This window comes from Pseudoxanthomonas spadix BD-a59 (assembly GCF_000233915.3).
Lineage (GTDB): Bacteria > Pseudomonadota > Gammaproteobacteria > Xanthomonadales > Xanthomonadaceae > Pseudoxanthomonas_A > Pseudoxanthomonas_A spadix.
In genome coordinates, this window is the sequence record NC_016147.2 from 3208130 (window position 1) to 3221125 (window position 12996).

Annotated in this window: 10 protein-coding genes; 5 read left to right on the top strand and 5 right to left on the bottom strand. The window is 68.3% G+C overall.

Annotated features, from left to right (window positions below):
- The first annotated feature begins 32 nt into the window (after positions 1-32).
- Positions 33-581: a hypothetical protein gene (locus DSC_RS14475; RefSeq protein ID WP_014161948.1), complete on the top strand. Its 549-nt coding sequence runs from the start codon at positions 33-35 to the stop codon at positions 579-581.
- 3 nt (positions 582-584) lie between these two features.
- Here the strand turns inward: DSC_RS14475 and hmgA are convergent, their stop codons facing one another.
- From hmgA to hppD, 3 genes are all read right to left on the bottom strand, one after another.
- On the bottom strand, positions 585-1883 hold the full coding sequence (gene hmgA / locus DSC_RS14480) for a homogentisate 1,2-dioxygenase (protein ID WP_014161949.1): 1299 nt from the start codon (positions 1881-1883) through the stop codon (positions 585-587).
- A gap of 33 nt (positions 1884-1916) precedes the next feature.
- The gene (locus DSC_RS14485) at positions 1917-2315 is read right to left on the bottom strand and encodes an endonuclease domain-containing protein (RefSeq protein WP_043290748.1); all 399 of its coding nucleotides are present in this window, start codon (positions 2313-2315) and stop codon (positions 1917-1919) included.
- Positions 2316-2424: 109 nt separating this feature from the next.
- Positions 2425-3516 (bottom strand): 4-hydroxyphenylpyruvate dioxygenase, encoded by a 1092-nt coding sequence (gene hppD, locus DSC_RS14490; RefSeq protein ID WP_014161951.1) that lies wholly within the window; start codon positions 3514-3516, stop codon positions 2425-2427.
- A 66-nt stretch (positions 3517-3582) separates the two neighbouring features.
- Between hppD and DSC_RS14495 the strand changes: the two genes are divergently transcribed.
- Complete coding sequence (locus DSC_RS14495; protein WP_014161952.1) at positions 3583-4152, top strand: MarR family winged helix-turn-helix transcriptional regulator; 570 nt, start codon at positions 3583-3585, stop codon at positions 4150-4152.
- A 20-nt stretch (positions 4153-4172) separates the two neighbouring features.
- Here the strand turns inward: DSC_RS14495 and DSC_RS14500 are convergent, their stop codons facing one another.
- Together DSC_RS14500 and DSC_RS14505 are read right to left on the bottom strand one after the other, a co-directional pair.
- On the bottom strand, positions 4173-5768 hold the full coding sequence (locus DSC_RS14500) for a peptide MFS transporter (RefSeq protein ID WP_014161953.1): 1596 nt from the start codon (positions 5766-5768) through the stop codon (positions 4173-4175).
- A gap of 295 nt (positions 5769-6063) precedes the next feature.
- Entirely contained in the window at positions 6064-6933 is an 870-nt protein-coding gene (locus tag DSC_RS14505; RefSeq protein ID WP_043291465.1) for a tryptophan 2,3-dioxygenase, read from the bottom strand.
- A gap of 182 nt (positions 6934-7115) precedes the next feature.
- On the opposite strand from DSC_RS14505, the gene DSC_RS14510 reads away from it, so the two are divergent.
- The 3 genes from DSC_RS14510 (at position 7116) to DSC_RS14520 (ending at position 12970) form a co-directional block, all read left to right on the top strand.
- Positions 7116-10652, top strand: a complete 3537-nt coding sequence (locus tag DSC_RS14510; RefSeq protein WP_014161955.1) for a Calx-beta domain-containing protein — start codon at positions 7116-7118, stop codon at positions 10650-10652.
- A 181-nt stretch (positions 10653-10833) separates the two neighbouring features.
- On the top strand, positions 10834-11919 hold the full coding sequence (pdhA, locus tag DSC_RS14515; protein WP_014161956.1) for a pyruvate dehydrogenase (acetyl-transferring) E1 component subunit alpha: 1086 nt from the start codon (positions 10834-10836) through the stop codon (positions 11917-11919).
- Complete coding sequence (locus DSC_RS14520) at positions 11912-12970, top strand: alpha-ketoacid dehydrogenase subunit beta (protein WP_014161957.1); 1059 nt, start codon at positions 11912-11914, stop codon at positions 12968-12970. Before pdhA ends, DSC_RS14520 begins: the two co-directional genes overlap by 8 nt.
- The last annotated feature ends 26 nt before the right edge of the window (positions 12971-12996 follow it).

Below are 12996 nucleotides of genomic sequence, written 5' to 3' on the forward strand. Positions count from 1 at the left end.
ACGCTGGATGCACGCCTCTCTTCGCCGCCGCCATGCAACCGCGCAAGACCGCCCTGGCCCACGCCGCCCTGCAGACCCACCGTGCAGGCCTGGACATGCGCCAGCGCCGGGTCCTGATCATGGCAGACGGCCAGCGCTCGCTCGGCGAACTCAGCCAGCTGCTCGGGCCGGAAACCGCGCAGCAGGTGGCCGCGCTGATCCGCGATGGCTACTTGACCGCGGACGCCGAGCCCACGCTTCACGAGGCCCTGGCCACCCCGCAGGCCGCGCCTGCAGCGCCGCCACCGGCGCCGGCACCGGCAGCGCCTGCTTCCCATCGGCGCTCGCTGGTGGCCGCGCGACTCTATCTGCTGGGCATGCTGGAACTGCAGCGTGATCCGGCCGCGCAGCGCCTGCATCAGCAATTGCAACGCACGACCGACGAATACCCGGCGGTCGAGGTCATGCTCGAAGCGCTGACCCTGTTGCCACAACTCACCTCGCCCGGCTATGCCCAGCGTGTGCAGACCCGCCTGAGCGAAGTCCTGCCCGAGGAACATCTGCCGGCGCTGGCCCGCATTGGCCTGGCGCTGGAAGACTGATGCTCAGCGCGGCGGCTGGAAATTGCGCTTCAGCCCGGCCCAGCACTGCTGGTAATCGCGCTGCCGATGGGGCGCCTGCAGCGCCTGGCGCGTGGGGCGCAGCACCGCACGGGTTTCGAACATGAAGGCCATGGTGTCGGTGATGACATCGGGCCTGGACAGGTCGGCGTGCGAGGCCCTCTCGAAGGTGGCCGCATCCGGCCCGTGCCCACTCATGCCGTTGTGCAGCGACGCCCCGCCCGGCGCGAAGCCTTCGGCCCTGGCGTCGTAGGCGCCGTGCACCAGGCCCATGAACTCGCTGGCCACGTTGCGGTGGAACCACGGCGGCCGGAAGGTGTCCTGCGCCACCAGCCAGCGCGGCGGGAAGATCACCAGATCCAGGTTGGCCGTGCCCGGCGTGTCGCTGGGCGAGGTCAAGACGGTGAAGATCGAAGGATCGGGATGATCGAAGCTGATCGAGCCGATCGTGTTGAAGCGGCGCAGGTCGTAGCGATACGGCGCGCAGTTGCCGTGCCAGGCCACCACATCCAGCGGGCTGTGACCGATGTCGGCGCGCCACAGGTGGCCCTGGAACTTGGCGATCAGTTCGAAGTCGCCTTCCACGTCTTCGTAGGCCGCCACCGGTGTTTGGAAATCGCGCGGATTGGCCAGGCCGTTGGCACCGATCGGCCCCAGTTCCGGCAGGCGCAGCGGCGCGCCGAAGTTCTCGCACAGATAGCCGCGGGCCTGGCCATCGGGCAGCATCACCGCAAGGCGGATGCCGCGCGGGATCACCGCCACCTGCTGCGGCTCGACTTCGAGCACGCCCAGTTCGGTGGCGATGCGCAGCCGGCCCAGCTGCGGCACGATCAGCAGCTCGGCATCGGCGTTGTAGAACCAGCGCCCGGCCATGTCGCGGTTGGCCGCGTACAGATGGATGCCCACGCCGTGCTGGCTTTCCGCCGAGCCATTGCCGGCCATGGCGACCAGGCCTTCGATGAAATCGGCCGGCGCCTGCGGCAACGGCAGCGGCGACCAGCGCAGCTGGTCCGGACTCACCGGCCCATCGCCGAACACGTTGTGGAACCGCGCCGCGCCATCGAAAGCCGCGAACGGGCCATGTATCGCCGCCGGCCGGATCCGGTACAGCCAGCTGCGCCGGTTGTCGGCCCGCGGCGCAGTGAACGCGGTGCCCGACAGTTGCTCGGCATACAGCCCCAAGGCCACCTGCTGCGGCGAATTGCGCCCAACCGGCAATGCCCCGGCAATCGCCTCGCTGGCGAAGTGATTGCCGAAGCCGGTCATGTACTGATTCGAATCCATGGACTTTCCCGCCATGCGTGTTCCCGCGATGCGCTAAAGCCCCTCTCCCACCGGGAGAGGGGTGGGGGTGAGGGTGCGACCGCAGGCGCAATGCCAGATCGCCCCGACGACCGCTTCAACCTGAAGCAATACCTCGTTGTCCCAGAAGCGCACCACCGTCCAACCCTGAGATTCCAGAAACTTGGTCCGCGTTTCATCGGCCTGTTGAGAATGCTGGCTTCCATCAAGCTCGATGATGAGCTTGAGTTCGATACAACAGAAATCAGCGATGTATGGCGGAACAGGATGCTGGCGACGGAACTTCAAACCTTCCAGCCGACTGCCGCGCAGGTGATTCCAAAGCAAGCGCTCGGCATCGGTCATTTCGCGTCGCAGGGTTCTTGCGTGATCCAAGGTGCGCGCAGGAAGCGGCGGTTTGATGTGATCCGGCATCGGCAGACGTCCTGTCTGGTGGATCGGGTGGAGCATAGCGCTGGTTACCATCCGGACTTCGTCGGACCCTCACCCCAACCCCTCTCCCACCGGGAGAGGGGCTCAAGCCTTACAGCACGCCACGCTTGATCTGGTCGCGCTCGATGCTTTCGAACAGCGCGGTGAAGTTGCCTTCGCCGAAACCCTGGTTGCCCTTGCGCTGGATGATCTCGAAGAAGATCGGCCCGATCGCGTTCTGGGTGAAGATCTGCAGCAGCTTGCGCTGGCCGGTTTCGGCGTCGGCATCGATCAGGATCCGGTTGCGCGCCAGGCGCGCCAGGTCCTCGCCGTGGTCGGGGATGCGCTGCTCGATCACCTCGAAGTAGGTGTCCGGGGTCTCCAGGAATTCCACCCCCGCCGCGCGCATCGCTTCGACGGTGGTGTAGATGTCCTCGGTGAAGCAGGCGATGTGCTGGATGCCCTCACCCCTGTACGTATCCAGGTACTCGTTGATCTGCGACTTGGGATCGTGCGATTCGTTGAGCGGGATGCGGACCATGCCATCGGGAGCGGTCATCGCCTTGGACAGCAGCCCGGTCTTGGCGCCCTTGATGTCGAAGTAGCGGATCTCGCGGAAGTTGAACAGTCGCGCGTAGTAATCGGCCCACTGGGCCATGTTGCCGGGATAGAGGTTGTGGGTGAGATGGTCGATGAAGGTCAGGCCGAAGCCCTTCGGCATGCGCTCCACGCCGTCCAGGAATTGGTAGTCCGGATCGTGGATGGTGCCGGCGCTGTCGTAGCGGTCGACGATGTACAGCATGCAGCCACCGATGCCCTTGATCACCGGTGCGGCCACCGCCTTGGTCAGCTCGCGCTCGCCGATCTGTTCGGCGCCGTTCTTCAGCGCCTGCACGCGTACCCACTCGGCCAGCTTGTTGACCCGGATGGCGAAGCCGCAGGCGCCGGGCCCGTGCTGGGCGGCGAAGTCGGCGGCGAACGAATCCGGGTCCTCGTTGATCAGCAAGGTGCAGTCGTTCTGCCGGTAGGTGCTGATCGCCCGGGTCCGGTGCCGGGCCACCTGGGTGAAGCCAAGCCTGCGCAAGTAGTCGTGCAGCTGGTCACCCTGGCCGGCCGGCGCGGAAAACTCGACGAATTCGAAGCCGTCGATCCCCATCGGGTTGTCGAACGTGGCATCTTTCACATCCGTTCCGGGGGCCTGCATGGACCGTTGGGCACTCATGGAAACTTCTCCCACCTTGCAGAGGAACTTGCGGCAGCATAGTTTCACATGAAACAAGCACACAAGCCGCAGCGCACCATGAAGCAGCCCGACGCCCTCCCCCCAGCCCAGCCGCTGACCCTGCAGCTGGAAACCTTCATCCCCTATCAGCTGAGCGTGCTGTCCAACCGCGTCAGCCAGGCGATCTCGGCCGAGTATTACCGGCGCTTCGGCCTGGTGATGACCGAGTGGCGCACGATGTGCGTGCTGGGCCGCTTTCCGGGCCTGTCGGCCAGCGAGGTCGCCGAACGGACCGCCATGGACAAGGTCGCCGTCAGCCGCGCGGTCGCCCGCCTGCTGGAGCGCGAACTGGTCAGCCGCGACATCCACGGCGACGACCGCCGCCGCTCGGTGCTGGCGCTGTCGGCCAAGGGCCAGGCCATGCACGACCAGGTGGCCCCCCTGGTGCTGGCCTGCGAACAGCGGCTGCTTTCGGTCCTGGATGAAGACGAACTGGCCCAGCTGCACGCACTGATCGGGCGCCTGGGCGGCGAAGGCATGAACCGGCTGCTGTCCGGGCTGCAGGGCATGCCGATGAGCCCGGTGTCCTCGGCCCAGGTCAATCCGCCGCAGGCCTGAACCGGGCCAGGACCGGCCGGTCAGCCGCGCGTTTCGCTGCGCAGCCCGGTGCCAGCGGCATCGGGCCCTGCCAGTTCACCCTGTCCGGCCAGGCCAACCTGATCGTCGCGCAATGTCTCCAGGTGCATCAGACGCCCGATCAATGGGGCGATCACCAGCATGACCACACCGACCACGATCGCAGTCCAGCCCACGGTCGAGTACACGCCCATCACCACCTCGCGCGGATCGGCGCCGTCGGCCCCTTCCGCGCCGGTCGCTGCGGCAATCAGGCCGGCGGCGAAATTGCCGGTGGCCGAGGCAAAAAACCACATGCCCATGATCAGGCTGGCCATGTTCGCCGGCGACAGCCGGTTCATGGCCGACAGGCCAACCGGCGACAGGCACAGCTCGCCGGTGGTATGCAGCAGGTAGATCAGGAAAATGAAGACCACCGGGGTCAGCTGTCCGGCCCCTGCGGCCGCCGCACCGGCCACCAGCACCAGGAAGCCGGCGCCCAGCTGGATCACCCCCAGGCCGAATTTGGCCGGCGCCGACGGTTCCAGGCCGCGCTTGCCCAGCAGTGTCCACAGCCAGGCAAACACCGGGCCGAAGGCGACGATGTAGATCGAGTTGATCGACTGGAACATCGAGGCGGGCACTTCCCAGCCGAAGATGTGGCGGTCCACGGAGCGGTCGGTGAACAGGTTCAGGGACGATCCGGCCTGCTCGAACAGCGCCCAGAACAGGATCGAACCTAAGATCAGGTAGATCGCCGCCAAGATGCGATCGCGGTCGTGTGGCGGCAGCTTGAAGACCGCGGTGAACAGCACATACAGCACCAGCGCCGCGCCTGCCGCGCCCAGGATTCCGCCGACCAGCGACTGATGCTGGATCAGGAACCAGACCACCACGATCCCGACCAGGCTACCAGCGTAGAGCAGCCATTCGAACGGCACCCCGGCCACGGGCCGGGCCAGGCGTGCCGGATCGGGCGCCTCCCCGCGCCCCAGCAGCAACGGCTTGCCAAGCACGAACACCACCAGGCCCAGCGCCATGCCCACCCCGGCGGCGCCGAACCCATAGGACCAGCCGTAGGTCTGTCCCAGCCAGCCGGCGATCAACGCCCCCAGGGCCGCGCCCAGGTTGATGCCCATGTAGAAGATCGTGTAGGCCGGGTCGCGGCGCCGGTCCGTGCGCGCATACAGCTGGCCCACGATCACCGAGATGTTGGCCTTGAGGAAGCCGGTCCCCACGATGATGAACGACAGTGCCAGCCAGAACACATTGATGGCTGCGCTGCCCTGTCCGCCCTCGCCCTCCACGGCCATCAGCCCATGTCCGATGGTCAACAGGATCGCCCCGAACACCACGGCCTTGCGCTGGCCCAGGTAACGGTCTGCCAGGTAGCCCCCGATCACCGGCGTGATGTAGACCAGCGCCGTGTAGGCCCCATAGATCAGCGAGGCATCGCCGTCCGAATACAGCCAGTGCTTGACCAGGTAGAAGATCAGCAGCGCGCGCATGCCGTAGTAGGAAAACCGTTCCCACATCTCGGCAAAGAACAGGACGAACAGGCCGCGCGGATGGCCGAGGAAGGTTTTCTCCCCGGCACTGGAAGGCTGGATGGCTGACACGTCTGGTGGGCTCCGTGAAGTGGCCTGGCCGCCCGTCATCGGGCCGCCATTCGAATCCGGTACGTTAACCGCAAGCTCACGTTCAGGGAAACCAGCCCGCGCGGGGCCCGCGCCGACCTACCAAGCCGGTCGGAGGGAAAGCCTCACTCAGCGGTCCTGCGGGAGCCACGGACAGGCCCGCCGGCGGTGTTGCGCTGGCTTGACAGGGGTGGCCCTGCCGGCGCCAGCGCGCCTGGCCGGCGGGCCTGTCCGTGGCTCTGAATGAGGCTTTCCCCCGACCGGCTTGGTAAGCGCCTCACCCGGCAGGCGGCTCGAGCCCCACCACCGTGCGGACCTGGAACAGTTCCGGGAAGAACTCCAGCTCCAGCGCCTGCTTGAGGAAGCCCACGCCCGAGGAGCCGCCGGTGCCGCGCTTGAAGCCGATCACCCGCATCACCGTGCGCATGTGGCGAAAGCGCCACAGCTGGAACTGGGTCTCCAGATCGACCAGGTCCTCGCACAGCGCGTACTCGCGCCAGTAGCGGTCGGTGTCGCCGTAGATGCGTTCGAACATCGGCAGCAGCGCCTCGTCGCGCACATGCGCCAGGCTGAAGTCACGCTGCAGGTGCTGGGCCGGCACGGCGTGGCCGAAGCGGGCCAGGTAGCGCAGGAACTCCTCGTACAGGCTCGGTGCCTCCAGCGCCCCGCGCAGCACCTGCTGGCCGGCAGGATCGTGCGAGAACACCTTGAGCATCGCCGCGTTCTTGTTGCCCAGCATGAATTCCAGCTGCCGGTACTGCAGCGACTGGAACCCCGACGAAGGCCCCAGCACGTCGCGAAAGCCCATGTACTCCGAAGGCGTCAGGGTCTCCAGCACCGACCACTGCTCGGTCAGCTGGCGCAGCACCTGCTTGGCCCGCGCCAGCACCTTGCGGGTCTGCCAGACCTGGTCGCGCTGCAGGTGGCCCAGCGCGGCGCACAGCTCGTGGATCATCAGCTTCATCCACAGCTCGGACACCTGGTGCTGGATGATGAACAGCATCTCGTCGTGATGGGCCGGCACCGTCAGCGGCTGCTGCGCCGACAGCAGCCGGTCCAGCTGCAGGTAACCGCCGTAGGTGGTGCGGCCGGCCAGGTCGGTGTGGATGCCTGCTTCCAGCGGCCGCTGGTTGTCCTGGATCTGCATGAAAATCGCCAAGCGCTCGGAGGGAGGGCATGGTAGCCGGTCGCACCGGCGCGGGCCGGGCACGCACGCTCCGGACCTGAGGTGGCGTGTCATGAAATTTACTCAGGATCGATTCATAGTCGGCGATCCGCGCGCGAGGACTCGGCGCGCATCCCCCGAGACACACGATGGAGAAGCGGTCGATGACGACACGGTGGTCGCGCCTGGTGGCGCTTGCATTCCTGGGACTGGGCAGCGCGGCCAATGCGCAGGCGCAGGTGGTCATCAGCCAGGTCTACGGCGGGGGCGGCAACAGCGGCGCCACCTGGAAGAGCGACTTCGTCGAGCTGCACAACACCGGCACCAGCGCGGTGGACCTGTCCAGCTACAGCGTGCAGTACGCCAGCGCCACCGGCACCAGCTGGCAGGTGACCCGGCTGGCCGGCAGCATCGCACCGGGCAGCTACTACCTGGTCAAGCAGGCCGACGGCAGCGGCGGCACCACCGCCCTGCCCACGCCGGACCTGTCCGGCACGATCTCCATGTCCGCCAGCGCCGGCAAGGTCGCCCTGTCGGCCGCGCAGACCGCGCTGTCCGGTGCCTGCCCGACCGGCCTGGTCGACCTGGTCGGTTTCGGCGCCACCGCCAGTTGCTTCGAAGGCAGCGCAGCCACCGCCGCGCCCAGCAACACCCTGGCCGTGCTGCGCGCCGCCGATGGCTGCACCGACACCAACGACAACGCCGCCGATTTCGCCACCGGCGCGCCCAATCCGCGCAACAGCGCCACGGCCGGTTCGGTCTGCGGTGCGGCCGGCACCCCGCTGCTGTCCATCGCCGATGCCTCCGGTGACGAAGGCGCCGGCGCGCTCGACTTCATCATCCGCCTGACCCAGCCGGCCCCGGCCGGCGGCATCACGGTGACCTGGAGCACCGCCGACGGCAGCGCCAGCGCCGGCAGCGACTACGCCTCGGCCAGCGGCACGGCCACGCTGGTCGAAGGCCAGACCAGCACCGTGGTCGCCGTGGCCCTGATCGACGACAGCCTGACCGAGTCGGACGAGACCTTCACGGTCACCTTGTCCGACCTGGTCGGCCAGGCACTGCTGGGCGCGGCCAACGCCACCGGCACGATCGTCAACGACGACATCTCGCTGACCGCCCTGCACGACATCCAGGGCGCAGGCATCGCCTCGCCGCTCGCCGGCACACTGGTGTACACCACGGGCATCGTCACCGCGGTCAAGAAGGCCGGTTTCTGGATCCAGGCACCGGATGCGGAAGTGGACGACAACCCGGCCACCTCCGAAGGCCTGTACGTCTACACCGGCAGCGCCCTGCCGAGCGCAGCCGTGGCCGGCAACCGCGTGCGCGTGTCGGGCACCGTGCAGGAATACGTGCCCAGCGCCGATCCGCACCAGCGTCCGCTGACCGAACTCAGCGGCGGGGTCGGCGTGACCCTGCTGGCCAGCGGCCAGCCGCTGCCGGCACCGATCCCGCTGGATGCGGCGATGCTCACCGCCGCGGGCGGGCTGGACCAGCTGGAGCGTCTCGAAGGCATGCGCGTGACCGTGCCGAGCCTGCGCGTGGTCGCGCCCACCGGCGGCTTCACCAACGAGGCCAACGCCAGCGGCACCAGCGACGGCCTGTTCCATGCGGTGATCGGCGACACCGCCCGTCCGTTCCGCGAACCCGGCATCGAGGCCCCGACCCCGGTCAGCGGCGAGATTCCGCAGTGGGATGGCAACCCGGAACTGCTGACCATCGACAGTGACTCGCTGGGTGGGCCCAGCACCGCGCTGGATGTGTCCACCGGCGCGGTCATCACCGGCCTGACCGGGCCGCTGGACTACAGCTACCGCCACTACGTGATCGTGCGCGATCCCGGCGTGCCGGTCGCCACCACCGCCGGCACGACCCCGACCGCCGCGCGCGCGCCCAGCGGCGACGAGTTCACCGTCGCCGGCTACAACATGGAACGCTTCTTCGACACCACCGCCGACGGCAACGGCGCCCCGACCCTGACCACGGCGGCCTTCACCACGCGCCTGTCCAAGGCCTCGGCGGCGATCCGCGACTTCCTCCACCTGCCCGACATCCTGGCCGTGGTGGAGATGGAGAACCTGTCCACCCTGCAGCAGGTCGCCGACAAGGTGAACGCCGATGCGGTCGCCGCAGGCCTGGCCGATCCGCAGTACGTGCCCTACCTGCAGGAGGGCAACGACGTCGGCGGCATCGACGTGGGCTTCCTGGTCAAGACCGCCACGGTCGGCGCCGGCCTGGCGCGCGTGGACGTGACCGCCGTCACCCAGTACGGCAAGGACACCGTATGGACCGAGCCCTCGGGCAATACCAGCCTGCTCAACGACCGCCCGCCGCTGGCGCTGGATGCGGTGGTGCACTGGGCCGATGGCCGCAGCTTCCCGATCACCGTGATCGCCGTGCACCAGCGTTCGCTCAACGGCGCCGAGACCCAGGACGCGTCCGGCGAGCGCGTCCGTGCCAAGCGCAAGGCCCAGGCCGAGTTCCTGGCCAACCTGATCCAGGACATGCAGGCCGAGAACCCGGACCGCCGCATCGCGGTGCTGGGCGACTTCAACGCCTTCCAGTTCAACGATGGCTACGCCGATGCGATCAACACCATCCTGGGCACGCCCACGGCCGACGCGCAGACCCTGGTGCCCGGTGACGGTGCGGACCTGGTCGATCCGGACCTGACCAACCTGGGCGAGCTGCTCCCGGCCGGACAGAACTACTCCTACAGCTTCGGCGGCAGCGCCCAGACCCTGGACCACGTGCTGGTCAACGATGCCCTGGTGCTGGCCACGACCAGGTTCGGCATGGACCATGCGCGCATCAACGCCGACTTCCCGGAAGTGGCGCGCAACGATGCGGGCTCGCCGGCGCGCCTGTCCGACCATGATCCGGTGGTGGCCTACTTCGAACTGGCGCCCAGGGCCGACCTGGCCGTCACCGCCTCGGCCGACACCGGCAGCGTCACCGCCGGCCAGCCGCTGGCCTACACCGCCACGGTCACCAACACCGGGCCCGACGCGGCCAGCGCGCCGGGGGTGGGCTTTTCGCTGGCCGGCGAACTGCCTGACATGGCCGTCACCGGCGCGGCTGGCTGGAGCTGCGACACCGCCAAGGTGGCCGACGGGATGACCTCGGTGGCGTGCAACAGCGCCACGCTCGACAACGCCGGCAGCGCCAGCTTCGCCATCCACGCCAGCTCCATCGCCGCCCAGTCCGGCGCCACCGCAACCCTGGCGATGGCCGCCACCTCGCAGACCTTCGACCCGGATCCGGCCAACAACCAGGCCGTGGCCGCCATCGAGGTCACAGCCCCGCCGACCGCCGACCTGGCCGCATCCGTCGACGGCCCGGCCAGCATCCACGCCTTCCAGCTGCTGACCCGCTACGTGGTGGCCGTCAGCAACGCCGGCCAGCCGGCCGCCGGGCCGGTGGTGGTGATCGGCGGCAACACGATGAACATCCTGTCGCTGATCAACCCGCCCCCGGGCTGGAACTGCAGCCGCCAGGGCAACCTGCGCAGCATGCAGTTCCGCTGCACCGGCAACATGCCGATGGCCAACGGCGCCCAGGCCAGCTTCCCGGTCTGGGTCAGCACCGGCAGCGCACGTCGCGGCAGCACCGTGGTGGTGGAAGCCACGGTGTCCACGAGCTCAGACGAGGTTAATGCCGGCAACAATCACGCGGTCTTTTCCACTGTGGTGCAGTAACACCAGCCTGCGCTTGACGAAAATCCGGCCTTTCCGGCGCGGCCCTTGAGGGGCCGCGTTTTTTTCATCGGCTACCGCTGCGCAGGCGCTGGCTGCTGCGCTGCAGGAAGGCAAACCCGGCCCAGGTCATTACCATGGAGCGGCTATGATGAACTCCACATTCGGCAACACCGAAGATGCCATGCCCCTGGCAGCCAGTTTCCAGATCGACTACCTGCAATACCTGAGCCCGGACGGCACCTCCAACGGGCGCCCCCTGCCCGCCCTGGCCCGCGACACCGGCCGGCTGGTCGAGCTGTTCAAGCAGATGCTGTTCGTGCGCGTGTTCGACACCAAGGCCATCGCCCTGCAGCGCACCGGCAAGCTGGGTACCTACGCCTCGTGCCTGGGCCATGAGGCCACGCACGTGGGCATCGGCGCGGCGATGCGGCCCGAAGACGTGTTCGCGCCGAGTTATCGCGAATACGGCGCGCAGTTCATGCGCGGCGTCAAACCGCGCGAGGTCCTGCTGTACTGGGGCGGCGACGAGCGCGGCAACGATTTCCAGGTGCCGCGCCATGACTTTTCCTGGTCGGTGCCGATCTCCACCCAGTGCCTGCATGCGGCCGGTGCGGCGCTGGCGTTCAAGCTGCGCGGCGAGGATCGGGTGGCAGTGAGCACCTGTGGCGATGGCGGTTCGTCCAAGACCGATTTCTATGCCGCGCTCAATTCGGCCGGCGCCTACCGGCTGCCGCTGATCCTGGGCGTAGTCAACAACGGCTGGGCGATCTCGGTGCCGCGCTCGGCGCAGACCGGCGCGCAGACCCTGGCGCAGAAGGGTCTGGCCGGTGGCCTGTTCTGCCTGCAGGTGGACGGCAACGACCTGATCGCGGTGCTCGATGCGATGGACCAGGCCATGCAGCGCGCGCGCAGCGGCAACGGCGGCACCGTGCTGGAGTTGGTCACCTATCGCCTGTCCGACCACACCACCGCCGACGACGCACGCCGCTACCGCGACCAGGCCGAAGTCGAGCAGGCCTGGGCACGCGATCCGATCCCGCGCATGCGTACCTGGCTGACCGCGCAGGGTCTGTGGAGCGAGGCACAAGAAACCGCGTGGAAGGAACAATGCGGCCACCGTGTCGACCAAGAGGTCGACGCCTACCTGTCCACGCCGGTGCAGCCGGTGGAGGCGATGTTCGATTATCTCTATGCCGATCCGCCGCCGGAGCTGCTCAGACAGCGCGCGCAGTGGATCGCCCGCGACCAGGAGCAGCATCATGGATGAGCACACGCCCGGCGCCGGCCATGAGGCCGCTGCAGCGCCCGCGCCGATGACCGCCCCCGACACCCCGACCGCCACCCCGATCACCCTGATCGAAGCCATCACCCAGGCGCTGGCCTGGGAGATCTCGCACGATCCGGCGGTGCTGGTGCTGGGCGAGGACGTGGGCGTCAACGGCGGCGTGTTCCGTGCCACCGCCGGCCTGCAGAAGCGCTTTGGCTCCGAACGCGTCCTGGATACGCCGCTGGACGAGACCACCATCGCCGGGCTGAGCGTGGGCCTGGCCGCGCAGGGCATGAAACCTGTGGCCGAGGCGCAGTTCGACGGCTTCGTCTATCCGATGATCGACCACCTGGTCAGCCATGCCGCGCGCCTGCGCTACCGCACCCGCGGACGCCTGCACTGCCCGATGGTCCTGCGCGTGCCGTGGGGCGGCGGCATCCGCGCGCCGGAGCACCACTCCGAAGCCAACGAATCGATGTTCACCAATGTGCCCGGCCTGCGCGTGGTCATGCCGTCCTCGCCGCAGCGCGCCTACGGCCTGCTGCTGGCGGCGATCCGCGACCCGGACCCGGTGATCTATTACGAGCCCAAGCGCATCTATCGCCAGTACAAGGAGCTGGTGCCCGACGATGGGCAGGCGCTGCCGCTGGATGTGTGCTTCGTGCTGCGCGACGGCGCAGACGTGACCCTGGTCAGCTGGGGCGCGCAGGTCAAGGAGGCGCTGGAAGCGGCCGACACGCTGGCCGCCGAAGGCATCAGCGCCGAGGTCATCGACGTGGCCACCCTGACCCCGCTGGACTTTGACACCATCGCCGAATCGGTGGCCAAGACCGGTCGCTGCGTGATCGTGCACGAGGCACCGCGCACCGCCGGCTTCGGCGCGGAAATCGCCGCGCGCCTGGCCGAGCAGTGCATGTACGACCTGCTGGCGCCGGTCGAACGGGTCACCGGCCCGGATACGCACATGCCGCTGTTCCGGCTGGAGATGAAGTACCTGCCCAGCGCCGAGCGGGTGGTCGCCGCCGCCAGGCGCACCCTCGCCGGCAGCTGAAAGCGCGTGCAACGCGCCCGCGTGAT